Source organism: Ensifer sp. EB106-05-01-XG146, assembly GCF_058791875.1.
In genome coordinates this window covers 357,141-373,865 of record NZ_JBYTDX010000001.1, presented here as the reverse complement: position 1 = coordinate 373,865, position 16,725 = coordinate 357,141, and the positions used below count along the sequence as shown (strand labels likewise).

At 62.7% G+C, this 16,725-nt stretch carries 13 protein-coding genes; 5 read left to right on the top strand and 8 right to left on the bottom strand.

Translation table 11 applies throughout. From position 1 onward, the window contains the following. Window positions 1-18: 18 nt before the first annotated feature. The 3 genes from AC3WVQ_RS01735 to AC3WVQ_RS01725 form a co-directional block, all read right to left on the bottom strand. Window positions 19-2,544 carry a methyl-accepting chemotaxis protein gene (locus AC3WVQ_RS01735; protein ID WP_034800805.1) on the bottom strand — a complete coding sequence of 842 codons (2,526 nt, stop codon included), beginning with the start codon at window positions 2,542-2,544 and terminating at the stop codon, window positions 19-21. Between the two features lie 354 nt (window positions 2,545-2,898). Then, window positions 2,899-3,045, bottom strand: coding sequence for a hypothetical protein (locus AC3WVQ_RS01730; protein WP_089044690.1), 147 nt, complete (start codon window positions 3,043-3,045; stop codon window positions 2,899-2,901). 234 nt (window positions 3,046-3,279) lie between these two features. Further along, on the bottom strand, window positions 3,280-4,464 hold the full coding sequence (locus AC3WVQ_RS01725) for a BaiN/RdsA family NAD(P)/FAD-dependent oxidoreductase (protein ID WP_090294945.1): 1,185 nt from the start codon (window positions 4,462-4,464) through the stop codon (window positions 3,280-3,282). A gap of 123 nt (window positions 4,465-4,587) precedes the next feature. On the opposite strand from AC3WVQ_RS01725, the gene AC3WVQ_RS01720 reads away from it, so the two are divergent. From AC3WVQ_RS01720 to edd, 5 genes are all read left to right on the top strand, one after another. Then, complete coding sequence (locus AC3WVQ_RS01720) at window positions 4,588-6,024, top strand: glutamine synthetase family protein (protein WP_034800800.1); 1,437 nt, start codon at window positions 4,588-4,590, stop codon at window positions 6,022-6,024. A 15-nt stretch (window positions 6,025-6,039) separates the two neighbouring features. Then, window positions 6,040-7,326, top strand: coding sequence for an NAD(P)/FAD-dependent oxidoreductase (locus AC3WVQ_RS01715; RefSeq protein WP_090294947.1), 1,287 nt, complete (start codon window positions 6,040-6,042; stop codon window positions 7,324-7,326). A gap of 96 nt (window positions 7,327-7,422) precedes the next feature. After that, window positions 7,423-8,898: a glucose-6-phosphate dehydrogenase gene (gene zwf / locus AC3WVQ_RS01710; RefSeq protein WP_060516507.1), complete on the top strand. Its 1,476-nt coding sequence runs from the start codon at window positions 7,423-7,425 to the stop codon at window positions 8,896-8,898. 8 nt (window positions 8,899-8,906) lie between these two features. Further along, window positions 8,907-9,605 (top strand): 6-phosphogluconolactonase, encoded by a 699-nt coding sequence (pgl, locus tag AC3WVQ_RS01705; protein ID WP_090294949.1) that lies wholly within the window; start codon window positions 8,907-8,909, stop codon window positions 9,603-9,605. Between the two features lie 195 nt (window positions 9,606-9,800). Next, entirely contained in the window at window positions 9,801-11,621 is a 1,821-nt protein-coding gene (gene edd, locus AC3WVQ_RS01700; protein ID WP_034800791.1) for a phosphogluconate dehydratase, read from the top strand. Window positions 11,622-11,680: 59 nt separating this feature from the next. Here the strand turns inward: edd and AC3WVQ_RS01695 are convergent, their stop codons facing one another. From AC3WVQ_RS01695 to AC3WVQ_RS01675, 5 genes are all read right to left on the bottom strand, one after another. Beyond that, window positions 11,681-12,046: a GFA family protein gene (locus tag AC3WVQ_RS01695; protein WP_090294950.1), complete on the bottom strand. Its 366-nt coding sequence runs from the start codon at window positions 12,044-12,046 to the stop codon at window positions 11,681-11,683. Window positions 12,047-12,123: 77 nt separating this feature from the next. Next, window positions 12,124-12,531 (bottom strand): hypothetical protein, encoded by a 408-nt coding sequence (locus tag AC3WVQ_RS01690; RefSeq protein ID WP_492382581.1) that lies wholly within the window; start codon window positions 12,529-12,531, stop codon window positions 12,124-12,126. A gap of 228 nt (window positions 12,532-12,759) precedes the next feature. After that, the gene (locus AC3WVQ_RS01685; protein WP_060516511.1) at window positions 12,760-13,848 is read right to left on the bottom strand and encodes an ABC transporter ATP-binding protein; all 1,089 of its coding nucleotides are present in this window, start codon (window positions 13,846-13,848) and stop codon (window positions 12,760-12,762) included. Window positions 13,849-13,897: 49 nt separating this feature from the next. Next, window positions 13,898-15,550, bottom strand: coding sequence for a beta-galactosidase BglA (gene bglA / locus AC3WVQ_RS01680; RefSeq protein ID WP_371589640.1), 1,653 nt, complete (start codon window positions 15,548-15,550; stop codon window positions 13,898-13,900). A gap of 28 nt (window positions 15,551-15,578) precedes the next feature. Further along, a complete protein-coding gene (locus AC3WVQ_RS01675) occupies window positions 15,579-16,724 on the bottom strand; it encodes a carbohydrate ABC transporter permease (protein ID WP_089044685.1) in 1,146 nt (381 codons plus the stop codon). Window position 16,725: the final 1 nt, after the last annotated feature.

Below are 16,725 nucleotides of genomic sequence, written 5' to 3'. Positions count from 1 at the left end.
AACCGTCTACCGCACGCCTCAGGCCGCCCGGTAGTTGTCGTAGTCTTCCGCCGCCGGCTCCAGCCGGAACTGCTCGACCAGCATCATCAGCGTGTCGGCCTGGTTTGAGAGCGCGCGGCTCGTCGCCGTCGCCTCTTCCACCATCGAAGCGTTCTGCTGCGTCATCTGGTCCATCTGGTTGACTGAGCCGTTGACCTCGTTGAGCGCCACGGCCTGGTCGCGGCTGGCAGTCGCGATCATCTCGACGTGCTGGCTGACCGTGACGATCTGGGCGCTGATCGAGGCCAGCACTTCGCCGGTTTCCTTGACCAGGTGCGAGCCGGCATTGACCTCGTTGGTCGACTTGTTGATCAAGCCCTTGATCTCGCGCGCAGCTTCCGCCGAGCGCTGGGCCAGTTCACGCACTTCCTGGGCGACGACGGCAAAGCCCTTTCCGGCTTCACCCGCCCGTGCCGCCTCGATGCCGGCGTTCAGCGCCAGGAGGTTGGTCTGGAAGGCGATGTCGTCGATCACTTCGATGATTTGCTCGATCTGGCGCGAGGCCTCCTCGATGCGTCCCATGGCGGCGATCGCGTTGGTGACGACGGTCGCCGAGCTATCGGCGCTGCGTTTCGTCTGGATCACCGCATGGTTGGCTTCGCCGGCACGCTCGGCCGAGGAACGGACGGTGACGGTGATCTGGTCGACGGCGGCCGCCGTCTCTTCGAGGGAGGCGGCCTGGGCCTCCGTGCGCTTCGACAGCGAGTCTGCCGCATGGTGCATGCTGGAGCCGCTCTCCTGGATCGCCTGCGCATTGGCGCGGATCTGGGCGAGCGTGTCCTGCAGGCGGATCAGCGAACCGTTGAAGTCCTGGCGAAGCTGTTCGAGGCGACCATGGAACGGCACGTCGATCTGGCGCGACAGGTCGCCCTGGGCCAGGCGGCCGAGGCCAGCGGCAAGCTCGCTGACGGCGAGATCGATCTGGCGATCGAGCTCGCGCTTTTCCTGGTCGTTGCGGCTACGCTCGATTTCGGCGCGGCTGCGCTGCTCCTCGCTTTCCGCTTCGATGCGGACCTTGGAGAGCGCGTTCTCCTTGAACACGCCGAGCGCACGAGCCATGTCGCCGATTTCGTCGCGGCGACCGTCGCCATCGATCGTCGTGTCGAGGCGGCCATCGGCGAGACGACGCATCGCCGCGGTGATCTGACCGATCGGCTTCTTCAGCGTCAGCGTCAGCGCGATGCCGGCCAGAAGCGCGATGACGACGCCGGCAACGGTGGCGGCAACCGAGATCTGGTTCGCCTCGTTGCGCTCGGTCCCGGCGGCAACCTTCTGCTGTTCGGCAAATTCGGTGAGATCGGTCCAGATCTGGTTGATCGATTGTCCGGCGGCGTCGAAGTCCGCGGTGCGCTTGACCGTGATTTCGACAAGCGCTGCGGCATCTTTCTTCATCGCGGTCAGGATCGGCATCAGCGTGTCGGCGATCTTGTCGAAGGATGCGCCGTCGCTTGCGACACCGCGAAGCGTCGCCATGTTCTGCTGAACGGCGAGCGACTTGTCGAGCAGCTTCTGGCGATTGCCCTCGTTCGTCTGCCCCATGAAGGTGGCGGCGGAAATCTGGATATCGGTGATCGACGACGACAGCCTGCGGGTAGCGGTCAGAACCGATTCCGTCGTGACGATCTGTTCGTCGAGTTCGGCGAAAATCCGCGTGGCGTCGCGCATCTTGCCGACGGAAGCCGCTTCCAGGCGGAAGCTCGCAGTGCGGAAGCGGTCGACATATTTGGAAATGCCGGCAAGCGTTTCCGGTCCGGCGGGCGCCTTCAGGATCGAGCCGATCTCGCTCGAAGCCGAGGTGATGGTCTCGGTGAGCGACTTCTCGTCCTTCGGCAGCAGGCGGAAGATGTCACGCTCGGTGCGGCCGATCATCGGGAAGCGTTCCTTGACCGCCTTCAGCTTCTCCTCGACGGTGATCGCCTTGCTCACTTCGGTGCCGAACTCGTTGAAGAAGCGGCTTGCGCGCATCAGCTTTTCGGCTTCGCGCAGCATGGTCTTGGCGGCGTTCTCGCTCTTGCGAACGGCGTATTGCAGGCGGTTCGACTCTTCATTGATCTTGGCGCGCTCGATCAGCAAGGCGTCGAGGTTCGAGCTCATTGCCGTGCGCAAGTCCTGCTCGCCAACGTGCAGCGTCCAAAGGCCGCCAATGCGGGCCTCGATGTCGCTGGTCGCCGCGATCGCCGCCTTCAATTCGTCCTGGCCGTTCTGGCCGGCAACCTGTGCAGCGGTATCGGCGAGCACGTCCTTCTGCGCCGAGATCGTCGACTGCACGGCATCACGTGTTTCTTCGGTTGTCGAATGCAGGAAGGCGTTCATGCCCGCATAGACATCCTTGAAGCCGCTCAAGGTCTGCAACACGCTGTTGGAAATCTCCATGCGTCCCTGAAGCAGGCCGGATGCATAGAGGCCGGTGATACCGACGGCACAGATGCTGACGACGAAGGGCAGGATGAAAAACAGCACCTTTGTCTGGATCTTGAAGCGGGCAAGAATTCTATCGATGAACATGGAAAACACCTTGGCTCGCAGCTCGCATTCGCCTCCCCCGACGGCTCACTACGTCTTCGCACTCAACGACAAGGCGTGAATGTGCGAACGATCGAGAGCCACCCGATGCGCAAACAGGCTGATGTTTTTCGAAAAATCATGCGGCGCACACCGCCAGTCCGTCGGCAATCATTGCGGATCCACGGCGCCACTCCTCGGCAACGTGAACCTGACGAAACTCACATCGTCACACTATCTGTTTTGAACGATTAAAATTTGTATAAGCGCGTTCCGCCCGCGACAGAAAATCCGTAGGCGTGCGCGGACGCGTCAAATGCGCCCGAGAGACGGCCGCTCAGGGCCGATCCCCTGAACTCAGAACCAAAGAGCCGGGAGGGCTGCGAGGGCAGCAACGGCAAAGAATGCAATCAAGGCGAGGCGCGTGAGCACGGCCTTCTGCTGACGGCTTTCATCGGTGCGGGCGATCGCGATGGCGCGGGGACGGCGGCGGATTTGGTTCATGGCATCCTGTCCTTGTCACATTGACCGGCAACGTTCGGTCCGGATGACCCACATTGCCTGTCACAGTTATATTGCAGCCATGCCGTGGCGGAAGAAAGTCAAAAAATTAGAAACAGTGTTATTTCCGTTTACGCGACAATCCGATCCACCAACTGCCGGCTGTGCCGACAAGGATAAAGGTTCGGCGAGATACATTAACAATCACTGAAGCTCGATCCGCCAAAAGCGGGGAGATCAGGCGTCCTGGCCGGCCGCAAAGCCCGATGCCCAGGCCCATTGGAAATTGTAGCCGCCGAGCCATCCGGTCACATCGACGCACTCACCGATAAAATAGAGCCCCGGCACCGCCTTGGCCTGCATCGTCTTGGAGTCGAGCCCGTTGGTATCGACGCCGCCAAGCGTAACTTCGGCCGTCCGGTAGCCTTCCGAACCGGCTGGCTTGATGGTCCAGGCCTGGATCGAGGTAGCAAGCTGATTGATGGCCTTATCCGAGAGGTCGGCAAGCTGGCGCCCGGTCAGCTTTGCGCCGTCGGCGAAAAACTGTGCCAGCCGCCGCGGCAGGATATCGCCGAGCGCCGTCTGCACCGCCTGTTTGCCGTGGGTGCGGCGGATTTCTTTCAGGATCGCGGCAATGTCGATGTCGGGCATCAGCCTGAGCACGATCTCCTGCCCTTCGCGCCAATAGGAGGATATCTGCAGGATCGCAGGGCCGCTCAGGCCGCGATGGGTGATCAGCACCGCCTCGCGGAACGCCGTCTTGCCGGACCGCGCTTCCGCATCTGCGGCAACGCCGGCCAGTTCCCCGATCGCTTCGAGCTGCGCCGGGTCGAGCGTCAGCGGCACGAGACCGGGCCGCGTTTCTATGAGCCCGAGACCGAACTGCTCGGCGATCCGGTAGGCAAGCCCGGTCGCCCCCATCTTCGGGATCGACTTGCCGCCGCTGGCAACGACCAGCGACTGCGCATCGATCGGCCCCTCGCCCGTCATCACGCGAAAACCGGCACCATGGCGCTCGACACTCTCGATCGTCGTTTCGAGGCGAAGATCGGCATGCACGTCACGCATTTCGGAAAGCAGCATCTTGATGATGTCTTTCGCCGAATGGTCGCAGAAGAGTTGGCCGAGGGTCTTTTCGTGCCAGGCTATGCCATGCTTTTCGACAAGAGCCAGGAAATCGCGCGGGGTGTAGCGCGCCAGCGCCGACTTGCAAAAATGCGGGTTGGTCGACAGGAAGTTCTTCGGTCCCGCATGGATGTTCGTGAAATTGCAGCGGCCGCCGCCGGAGATGCGGATCTTTTCGCCCGGCGCCTTGGCATGGTCGAGCACGGCCACGCGGCGGCCGCGCTTGCCCGCCTCGATGGCGCACATCATGCCGGCGGCACCGGCGCCAATGATGACCACATCTGTCTTTTCAGCCACGAAACACTCCGCTCGTTTGTCCTTCCATTCCGGGGGCAAAGCAGAAAGTCAATGATCAAGCCCATCTAGCCAATTGCCAATCTGTGGTTATGATGCGCTATCCGAAGCCAAAACCGGTGATTTATGCCCTCCAAGAGAAGTGCTGCCCAACAAACAACGAAAATCAGCAAAACTTCGAAAATACCTCCCGCCCTCCACTCCCTCCGAGGTGTAAAGACCTGGAAGGAAGCCACGGACTGGCTCAAGATCCGCGGCATCGAAGACGTCGAATGCATCACGCCCGATCTTGCCGGCGTTCCGCGCGGCAAGATGATGCCGACCTCGAAGTTCACCTCCAATACCTCGCTGGCGCTGCCGTCCGCCGTCTATCGCCACACGATCTCGGGCGAATATCCAGACGAAACCGGCCAGTTCCGCTACGATTCCCGCGACAGCGACATCAAGCTCGTGCCCGATCTCTCGACCCTTTCGGTCGTGCCCTGGGAGACCGACCCGACGGCGCAGGTGATCTGCGACATCGTCGGCTCGCAGGGCGAACAGATCAGCTACACGCCGCGCAACGTGCTGAAGCGCGTGGTCGATCTCTACAAGCAGAAAGGCTGGAAGCCGGTCGTAGCACCCGAGATCGAATTCTACCTCGTCGCCACCAATGACGATCCGGATTATCCCCTGCATCCACCGAAAGGCCGCTCCGGTCGCTCGATTCTCGGCGGCCAGGGCTATTCGATCGCCGGCATCAACGAATTCGACGAACTGATCGACGACATCTACCACTTCTCGGAGAAGCAGGGTCTCGAGATCGATACGCTGATCCACGAAGAAGGGCCGGCGCAGCTGGAGATCAACCTACGCCATGGCGATCCGATCGAGCTGGCCGACCAGGTGTTCCTGTTCAAGCGCACCATCCGCGAGGCGGCGCTGAAACACGGCATCTACGCCACCTTCATGGCGAAGCCCATGCAGGGCCAGCCGGGCTCGGCGATGCACATTCACCAGTCGGTGGTCGAGATCAACACCGGCCGCAACCTGTTCTCCAACCCGGACGGTTCCGCATCGAAGGAATTCTTCCACTTCATTGGCGGCATGCAGCACTATGTGCCGCGCACGCTTGTGATGATGGCGCCCTATGTGAACTCCTTCCGCCGACTGACGCCCGACATGTCGGCGCCGGTGAACACCGCCTGGGGCTACGACAACCGCACCACCGCCTTCCGCATCCCGGTGTCGGAGCCGGTCGCCCGGCGTATCGAGAACCGGCTGCCGAGTTCAGATGCCAATCCCTATCTGGCGCTCGCGGCCTCGCTTGCCTGCGGTTATCTCGGCATCATCGAACAGCGCGAACCGACGGCGCCGACCGAGGACACGGCCAACGAGGGCGAGATCGACCTGCCCCGCGGCCTGCTCGAAGCCGTGGCCCTGCTGGAATCGGCACCGTCGCTGGCCGAGGTGCTGAGCCCGGAGTTCATCGCCATCTATGCCGGCGTCAAACGCGGCGAGTTCGAGACCTTCATGCAGGTCATCAGTCCCTGGGAACGCGAATTCCTGCTTCTCAACGTCTGACCTCAGAGGTTCTCCATGTCCTGGCAAAGCCCGATCTCGCCCGGTTATTCCTGGTATGAGGCGACGGTTCCGGATCGACCGGAGTATCCGGCCATGCCGGGATCGCGGAAAGCCAATGTCGCGATCGTGGGCGGCGGCTATACGGGATTGCAGGCGGCTTACAACCTTGCCAAGCAAGGCGTCGACGTCACCCTGATCGACGCCTGCCGCTTCGGCGACGGCGCCTCGGGCCGCAACGGCGGCCAGTTCGGCACCGGGCAACGCGCCTGGGCGGACGACACGGAAGAAAGTCTCGGCCATGAACGGGCGCAGGCACTGTTCGACATGGCCGAGAACGCCAAGCGTTACGTGCTCGATTTCGCGAACGGGAACGGGATCGACATCGAATTCGTGCCAGGCCAGCTCTCGGTCGGGCACAAGCAAAGCCTCGAAAAAGACTATCGCGACCATGCCGAAGCGATGGCGGCGCGCTTCGGCTATCCGCATCTGACTTTCATGGAGCGCGAGGAAACAGCAAGCCGGCTCGGATCGAACCACTACCACTTCGGCATTCGCGATGCCGGCACCGGCCATATCCACCCGATGAAGCTGCTGGTCGGCCTTGCGAAACAGGCAGCGCTTGCCGGCGCCAACCTTTTCGAGCAGACCAAGGCCCTGAAAATCGACCGCCAGGGTGGCGCGATCGTCATTGCCACCGACCGCGGCACCATCACCGCCGACCGCGTTCTCGTCGCCTGCAATGCCTATGTCGGCAACCTGGAGCCGGTGAGCGCCAGCCACGTCATGCCGATCCGTTCCTTCATCGGCGCGACGACGGTGCTTTCGGACCACCCTGATGTCATTCCCGGCGGCGAATCGGTCGACGATTCGCGCTTCGTCGTGCGCTACTTCCGGAAGTCGCGGGATGGGCGGCTTCTGTTCGGCGGCCGCGAAGCCTATACGGCCGATAATCCGCGCGACATCTCCACCCATATCCGCCGGCAGATCAGCGAGATCTACCCGCAGCTCGCCAATGTCGAGATCACCCACGCCTGGGGCGGCTCCGTCGGTATCACCATGCCGCGCACCCCCTTTTGTCGCGAGGTCATGCCGGGCGTCACCTCGATCGGCGGCTATTCCGGCCACGGTGTGATGCTCTCCAACTATTGCGGCAAGCTCTATGCGGACCTGGCGCTCGGCAAGGACACCGAGCTCGACCTCTTGAAGGCTCTGAAAATCCCGGCTTTTCCGGGCGGAACCCGGTTCCGCTCCGCCCTTCTCTTCTTCGCGCTTAGCTGGTACGCATTACGCGACAGGTTTTGAAAAACGCTTGCGGCGGCATTTTATTGCGCCGCACTCTAGCGCCTTTAAATCGATTAGATTATATGTGCCCCTGACCTGAACAGATCGAGATATCCCATGAGCAGCCAGATCATCCCCGTCGAACCATTTGACTATGTGGTGTTCGGGGGCACCGGCGATCTTGCGGAGCGCAAGCTGTTGCCGGCGCTCTATCACCGCCAGTTGGAAGGCCAGATCACCGAGCCGACGCGCATCATCGGCGCCTCGCGCGCGGCACTCAGCCATGAGGACTATCGCAAGTTCGCCGTCGATGCTCTGAAGGAACATCTGAAGGCGGAAGAGTACAAGGAAGAGGAAGTCGCGAAGTTCGCTGCACGCCTGTTCTACGTCTCCGTCGACGCCAAGTCCGACCAGGGTTGGGACTCGCTGAAGAAGATCCTCGAAGAGGGCAAGGAGCGCATCCGCGCCTTCTATCTCGCCGTCGGCCCTGCGATCTTCGGCGACATCTCCGAGCGCATCCGCGATCACAAGCTGATCACCAAGAACACCCGCATCGTCGTCGAAAAGCCGATCGGCCGCGACCTCGCCTCTGCGACCGAACTCAACGACACGATCGGCAAGGTTTTCCGCGAAGAGCAGATCTTCCGCATCGACCACTATCTCGGCAAGGAGACGGTGCAGAACCTGATGGCGCTGCGCTTTGCCAACGCGCTCTACGAGCCGCTGTGGAACTCGGCCCATATCGACCACGTGCAGATCACCGTGTCGGAAGCCGTCGGGCTTGAAAATCGTGCCGGCTACTACGACAAGGCCGGCGCGCTGCGCGACATGGTGCAGAACCACATCCTGCAGCTCGTCTGCTTCGTCGCCATGGAAGCGCCGACCTCGATGGACGCCGAAGCGGTGCGCGACGAGAAGCTGAAGGTTCTGCGCGCGCTGAAGCCGATCACCTCGTCGAATGTCGAGCAGGTGACGGTGCGCGGCCAGTACCGCGCCGGCGCTTCGGCCGGCGGCCCGGTCAAGGGCTACCTCGAAGAACTCGAAGGCGGCGTTTCGAACACCGAGACCTTTGTGGCGATCAAGGCGGAAGTCAGCAACTGGCGCTGGGCCGGCGTGCCTTTCTACATCCGCACCGGCAAGCGCCTTGCCGGCCGCATGTCGGAAATCGTCATCACCTTCAAGCAGATCCCGCATTCGATCTTCGACAACAATGCCGGCCGCATTTCGGCCAACCAACTGGTCATCCGCCTACAGCCGAACGAAGGCGTGAAGCAGTCGCTGATGATCAAGGACCCGGGCCCGGGCGGCATGCGCCTGCGCAGCGTCTCGCTGGACATGAGCTTTGCCGAAGCCTTCGCCGTGCGCAATGCGGACGCCTATGAGCGGCTGCTCTTCGACGTCATCCGCAACAACCAGACGCTGTTCGTGCGCCGCGACGAGGTCGAGGCCGCATGGAAGTGGGTCGATCCGATCCTGAAGGCCTGGGAAGAAACCGGGCAGCAGGTTCAGGGCTACACCGCCGGCACCTGGGGTCCGAGCCAGTCAATTGCGCTGATCGAGCGTGACGGCCGGACCTGGAACGACGCGATATAGGTGCGCCGATGACGTCTAAGCTTCATACATTCGAAAACGGCGCAGCACTGGCGCAAGGCCTTGCCGATGCGGTCAGCAGCGCTCTTGCTGCCGGTGTCGCCGCACGCGGCTCCGCAAGCATCGCCGTCTCCGGCGGCTCCACGCCCAAGGCATTCTTCCAGGCGCTTTCGAAGAAGGACATCGCCTGGGACAAGGTGACGGTGACGCTGGTCGACGAACGCTTCGTGCCGCCGGAAAGCGACCGCTCCAACCACGGCCTCGTGGCGGCCAACCTGCTTCAGGACAAGGCCGCTGCAGCAACTTTCCTGCCGCTCTACCAGGCGGCCCCGACAGCGGAGGCCGCGGCTGATCTCGCAAGCCGGGAAACGGCGAAGATCGGTGCACCGTTCGACGTGGCGATCCTCGGCATGGGAACGGATGGGCACACCGCATCGTTCTTCCCGGGCGGATCGCAGCTCGCGCGCGCCATCGATCCGGCAACGCCGCGCGGCGTGATCACGATGGAAGCCGAGGGTGCAGGCGAAACCCGGCTGACCTTTACTTTTGCCAGCCTTCAGGATGCGCGGCTTCTGGTGCTGCATATCGAAGGCGAGGGCAAGAAGGCGGTTCTCGCCAAGGCTGAAGATGCCGGCGACGAAAAGGACATGCCGATCCGCGCGATGCTGCGCCGCGCCGCGTCGCCGGTGCAGATTTACTGGGCGCCGTAGATCGGAATGATGTTGGGCCGAACCGGCCCGATAGGAACTTTGGAGACACGTTCAGCCGGTGGCGCGCTCCCGTCGGAATGGACAGGTGTTTCTGAGAAACGCCGGGACGCGGCTTGCGCTCTCCCAAGCTCGCCGCGCTCCGGACGATGACTGGATGAAGATGAGGAGTCTGAAGACTCCGGAACAGGATTTGTCATGTCCGCCGATTCCCGCATTGCCTCGATCACGGCTCGCATCGTCGAGCGCTCGAAACCCCACCGCGAGCCCTATCTCGATCGCGTCCGCCGGGCGGCATCGAGCGGTCCGCATCGCAGCGTGCTCGGCTGCGGCAACCTCGCGCATGGATTTGCGGTCTGTTCCCCCGCCGAGAAGGTGGCGCTTGCGGGCGACCGCGTGGCCAATCTCGGCATCATCACCTCCTACAATGACATGCTTTCGGCGCATCAGCCGTTCGAGACCTATCCGGCGCTGATCCGCCAGGCGGCAAGCGAGGCAGGTGGCGTCGCCCAGGTCGCCGGTGGCGTGCCGGCCATGTGCGACGGCGTAACGCAGGGGCAGCCGGGCATGGAGCTCTCGCTGTTTTCCCGCGACCTGATCGCCATGGCGGCCGGCGTCGGCCTGTCGCACAACATGTTTGATTCCACCGTCTATCTCGGCGTCTGCGACAAGATCGTGCCGGGCCTCGTGATCGCAGCGCTCACCTTCGGCCACCTGCCGGCGATCTTCGTGCCCGCCGGACCGATGACCTCGGGCCTGCCGAACGACGAGAAGGCGCGGGTGCGCCAGTTGTTCGCCGAAGGCAAGGTCGGCCGCGACGAACTGCTCGAGGCGGAATCCAAGTCCTACCACGGACCGGGAACCTGCACCTTCTACGGCACCGCCAACTCCAACCAGATGCTGATGGAGATCATGGGCTTCCACCTGCCCGGCGCCTCCTTCATCAATCCGGGCACGCCGCTGCGCGACGCGCTGACCAAGGAAGCCGCCAAGCGGGCGCTGGCGATCACCGCCATGGGCAACGAGTTCACCCCGGCGGGCGAAATGATCGACGAGCGCTCGATCGTCAACGGCGTTGTCGGCCTGCATGCGACCGGCGGCTCGACCAACCACACGATGCACCTCGTCGCCATGGCGCGGGCTGCCGGCATCGTGCTCACCTGGCAGGACATTTCAGAGCTCTCGGACATCGTTCCGCTGCTGGCCCGCGTCTATCCGAACGGGCTCGCCGACGTGAACCACTTCCACGCCGCCGGCGGCATGGGCTTCCTGATCAGCCAGCTGCTTCGCGCCGGCCTGCTGCACGACGACGTGCGCACCGTCGTCGGCCAGGGACTCGACGCCTACAAGATCGACGTCCGGCTTGGCGCCGACGGCAATGTCGAACGCGTGCCGACGCCGAAGGAAAGCGCTGACCCGAAGGTGCTTGCGACCATCGATCAGCCGTTCCAGCATTCGGGCGGCCTGAAAATGCTGACCGGCAATCTCGGCAAGGCCGTCATCAAGATCTCTGCCGTCAAGCCGGACCGTCACATCATCGAGGCGCCTGCCAAGATCTTCCACGACCAGGCCGAGCTCAATGCCGCCTTCAAGGCCGGCAAGCTCGAGGGCGACTTCGTCGCCGTCGTGCGCTTCCAGGGTCCGAAGGCGAACGGCATGCCGGAACTGCACAAGCTGACGACCGTGCTCGGCATTCTGCAGGACCGCGGCCAGCGCGTCGCCATCCTGACGGACGGCCGCATGTCCGGCGCCTCCGGCAAGGTGCCGGCAGCAATCCACGTGACGCCGGAGGCCAAGGACGGCGGCCCGATCGCTCGCATCCAGGAAGGCGATATCGTCCGCATCGACGCTGTTGCCGGAACGATCGAGGTGCTGGTCGAGGACATCGCACTCAAGACACGTGTGCCCGCGCATGCGGATCTTTCGGACAACGACTTCGGCATGGGCCGCGAGCTATTCGCGCCCTTCCGCGCGATCGCGGGTGCGGCTGATCAGGGCGCCAGCGTTCTCTTCCACTGACATAGAAAAGCGCCGCTCCCATTGGGGCGGCGCTTGGTCTTCAAACGATCGTGAAAAGCTCAGGGCAGTGGCCCGGGGAACATGTCGTTGCGCCCGTCATAGCGCTCGATTTCCAGCGTGAAGACATCGACCCCCTCGATGCAGCGCGCATTGATCGAGATCTTGTTATCCGGATAGCCGCTGCGCATGATCGGAGTCGAACAGGTCGGGCAGAAATGGTGCCCCTCGTTGAGGCCGCGCCAGATGTAGCTCGACAGGCGGCGCTTTTCGGTCAAGAGCTTTACCTTTGCGGCATCCACCTTCCAATGCAGGAAGCCGGAGCGCCGGCAGGTGGAGCAGTTGCAGTCGACGAGCCCACCAAGCTCTTCGTCGACTTCGACGGCGATATCGCCGCAATGGCACGAAAGCCGATAGGGTCGCTGCATGGTTCAGGTCCGAATCCGTTGATTGAGACTACAACCATCCATTGAGCGCCGTGGAGCCGTCAAGCCCAGCATGGCACTCAGCGGTAGATGTCGAGCGTCCGGTTGCGGTGGTTCGGATGGCTGCTGTAGACGAAGATACGATCGAGGTCGCGGTCCGTCAGCATGCGCAGGAAGCGCGCCTCGATGACGTTGTTGGCATGCACCCGCTTCAACAGGCAGCCGACCATCTGGATGCGTGCGCTCGGGATATCCAGGTAGAAATTCTGTGGCAGCTGGTACTGCGTGAGGATGCTGATCAGCGCGCCGCTTTTCGAAAGCTTGATGATTTCGCAGCGACGAGAGCTCAGTTGCGTCATGCCCTTCTCAGTGTATTCGATGCGCGCCTCGTTTCGCGTGTCCTCCATCGGGAAGCTGGTCTCCCGATCGTACATGAAGGACTCTTCCTTGTTCAGGAAGTGCTGCAAGACAGGTGCCGCGCCGTTCATCGAAATGCCTTTCCATATCCCCTTTTGATACAGACTAGCGGCAGAGATTTAACAGACGGTTGGTCCGACGACCGGATGAAAAACCGCCCGGCAAAAACCGGGCGGAGCAAGTTCGTGACCAGGAATCTTGGTTACGCAATCCTCAACGCAAAGCCGCTTCGCACGTTTCCTTGGAAGTAGGCCGCAACTCCGGACGGAAAACCGCTTCGCACTTTTCCTGCAATTGCTTCAGACGCGGTAGCTGCGGCCCTCGTCGTTGAAGAGGTGTAGCTTGGCCTTGTCGGCCGTGAAGCGCACCTTGTCGCCGCGGTGAACCGGCAGGATGCCGGGGATCTTGGCGATGATCGGCTCCTTGTCGACGAGACCCTCGATATAGAGCAGGGTCACTTCGCCGAGCGCCTCGACGATCGAGATCGTGCCTTCGAACAGGAAGTCGTCGCCTGTCGAGACCTGCAGGTCTTCCGGGCGAACGCCGAAACTCGCAATCTTGCCGTTCTGCGAGGAGTCGGTCGGGATATCGAGCGTCACGCTCTTGCCGCCGGTCAGCTTCACCGTCGTCTGCGCGCCGGTCGCCGTGATCGTCGAAGGGATGATGTTCATCGCCGGCGAGCCGATGAAGCGCGCGACGAACAGATTGGCCGGACGCTCATAGAGTTCGAGCGGCGGGCCTACCTGCTCGATGTGCCCCTGCGACAGCACGACGATGCGGTCGGCGAGCGTCATTGCCTCCACCTGGTCGTGGGTGACGTAGATCATCGTCGTGCCCGCCATCTGTTCGCTGAGCTTGGCGATCTCGATGCGGGTGGCGACACGAAGGGCCGCGTCGAGGTTCGAGAGCGGCTCGTCGAACAGGAAGACCTTGGGGTCACGGCAGATGGCGCGGCCGATGGCGACGCGCTGTCTCTGCCCGCCGGAGAGCGCCTTCGGCAGACGGTCGAGATACTTGGTCAGCTGCAGGATATCGGCGGCGTTGCGCACGCGACGGTCGATCTCTTCCTTGCTTTCCTTGGCGATCCGCATGCCGAAAGCCATGTTGTCGTAGACGGTCATGTGCGGATAGAGCGCATAGGACTGGAACACCATGGCGATGCCGCGCTTCGACGGGGGCACGGTGTTGACGCGCTCGCCGTCGATGAACATGTCGCCGCCAGTGATCTCCTCGAGACCGGCGATCATGCGCAGAAGCGTCGACTTTCCACAGCCGGACGGGCCGACGAAAACGATGAACTCGCCCTGCTTGATGTCGAGATTGATGCCGTGAATGACATCGACCGCGCCGTAGGACTTGCGGATATCTTTAAGCAGCAGACCCGTCATTGCACCCTCCTCTTCGGTTCTTCCCGTCTATCTCTGTTGTCATCTGCCTTCACACCAGCCGCGCGAAGTAGGCGCCCCAGGCCGGCAGATGCACCGTTCCGTTCTTGACCTCGGACACGAAGCCGTGCCCTTCCAATGCAGCCACCGGCTCGTTCGGCAGCGTGGCCGCAGCCGGCACGCCGCTCATGTTGAACAGGCAGAAAAGCTTCTCGTTGCCGTGGCTGCGCACGAAAGCAAGCACCGAGCCGTCCGTGCTCAGGAACTCGATCTCGCCCTTGGCAAACGCCGGATACGCCTTGCGGAAATGCAGGAAGCGACGGTAGTGCTCGAGCACCGAGGCCGGATCGCCCTGCTGCGCCGACACGGCGCGCTTGAGGTGTTCCGCCGGCACCGGCAGCCAGGGTTTTGCGCTGCCGAAGCCGCCATTGACCGTGGCACCGTCCCAGACCATCGGTGTGCGGCAACCGTCGCGACCCTTGAAATCCGGCCAGAACTGGATGCCATAGGGATCCTTCAGGTCTTCATAGGCAAGCTCGGCTTCCGACAGCGCCAGTTCCTCGCCCTGATAGATGCAGACCGAGCCGCGCAGCGACATCAGAAGGCTCGCAAGCAGTTTCGCATGAGCGTCGCGATCGGCAACGCCCGCTCCCCAGCGGCTGACATGGCGCACGACGTCATGGTTCGAGAAGGCCCAGCAGGCCCAACCTTCTGGCGCCGCCTTCTGGAAGTTTCGGAGAACCTCGGCGACCGTCGCCGGTGTCAGCGGATCCGGCGCCAAGAATTCGAAGGCGTAGCACATCTGCATCTTGTCGCCGCCGGAGGTATATTCGCCGGCGATCTCCAGACCGCGCTGGCTGTCGCCGACTTCGCCGACCGCAGCGATCGCCGGGAACTCGTCCATAACGGCGCGGAAGCGCTTCAGGAACTCGAGGTTCTCCGGCTGGTTCTTGTCGTAGAGATGTTCCTGATAGTTGTAGGGGTTGACCGCCGGTGCGGTCTGGGCGTTACGGCGCTCCGGCGCCAGCGCCGGATTGTCGCGCAGCTGCTTGTCGTGGAAATAGAAGTTGATGGTGTCGAGGCGGAAGCCGTCGACGCCGCGCTCCAGCCAGAAACGCTCGACGGCCAGCAGTGCATCCTGCACTTCCGGATTGTGCAGGTTGAGGTCCGGCTGCGAGGTCAGGAAGTTGTGCATGTAATATTGCAGGCGCGTCGGATCCCACGCCCAGGCCGAGCCGCCGAAGATCGACAGCCAGTTGTTGGGCGGGGTGCCGTCCGGCCTGGAATCAGCCCAGACGTACCAATCAGCCTTCGCGTTCGTCCGGCTCGACCGACTTTCGACGAACCAGGGATGCTGGTCCGACGTGTGCGAGAGAACAAGGTCGATCATCACCCGGATGCCAAGGCGGTGCGCCTCGGCTATGACCGCGTCGAAGTCGGCAAGGCTGCCGAAGATCGGGTCGACATCGCTATAGTTGGAGACGTCATAACCGAAGTCCTTCATCGGCGAGGTGAAGAACGGCGAAATCCAGATTGCGTCGGCACCGAGGGCGGCAATATGCGGCAAGCGGGTAACGATGCCCTTGAGGTCACCGATGCCGTCGCCGTTGGAGTCCTGGTAGGAGCGCGGATAGATCTGGTAGATCACCGCGCCGCGCCACCAATCCCGATCGGCCTGCAAAGTGGAAGTGCTCATTTCGGTCATGCTCATTGTCGTCGAAAGTCCTCAGATGTCAGCCGCCCTTGACCGAGCCCGCCAGCAGGCCGCGCACGAGATAGCGCTGCAGGCTGAAGAAGACGATCAGCGGAACGATGATGGTAATGAAGGCGGAGGCCGTCAGGATCTCCCAGTTGCCGCCGCGTGAACCGAGCAAGTTGACGAGCCGGCCGGTCAGGACCAGTTCGTCGGGCCCCGCGCCCAGGAACACGATGGCGACCAGCAGGTCGTTCCAGGTCCACAGGAACTGGAAGATCGCGAAGGAAGCGAGCGCCGGGAAGGACAGAGGCAGGATGATCTTGACGAAGATATCGAAATCGCTGGCGCCATCGACGCGGGCGGATTCCATGATTTCGCGCGGCAGGCCGGCCATGTAGTTGCGAAGCAGATAGATCGCCAGCGGCAGGCCGAAACCGGTATGGGCGAGCCAAATGCCGACATAGGTCTTGGCCGGCACGCCAAAGAAGGCGCCGACGCCGTTATAGAGCTTCAAGAGCGGGATCAGCGACATCTGCAGCGGCACGACGAGGAGGCCGACGACCACGGCGATCAGGATCGCACGGCCCGGAAACGGCATCCAGGCAAGCGCATAGGCCGCGAAGGCGGCGATCATGATCGGGATGATGGTCGCTGGCACGGCGACCGTCAGCGAATTGATGAAGGAGCGGCCGATGCCTTCGGCGCTCAGGACTTCGACATAGTTGTCGAAGGTAAAGCGCGGCGGCGATGATGCGGTGACGAAGACGCGCTGGCCGCGCGATCCTTCCATCTTCTTGTCGGAAACGATCTCGAAGTTGCCGTCGGCCTGAACGGTCAGTTTCTCGCCGTCGTTGAGCTCGGCGGTTTCGCCGGCCTTGAACGCAGTCGGCTCACGGCTGTTGAAGCCGAAGGCGGAGATCTGGCCCGGCTGACCTTCGAGCAGATTGCCGGAGATCACGAACTTGCCGTCGCGCTCCACCTGGCTTTCGGGGCCGGGCGCTCTCACGACGGTGTTCTGCGACGAAGTCGAAAGGGAAGTCCACCAGCCGGAAACGGCGAGCTGGTCCTTGTCGCGCAGCGACGAGATCAGAAGGCCTGCGGTCGGCAGCGTCCACAGTGCGACGATCAGAAAGACCGAGAGGTGGACGACCCACATGAGGGGAGAACGTGTCGCTGGATTCATC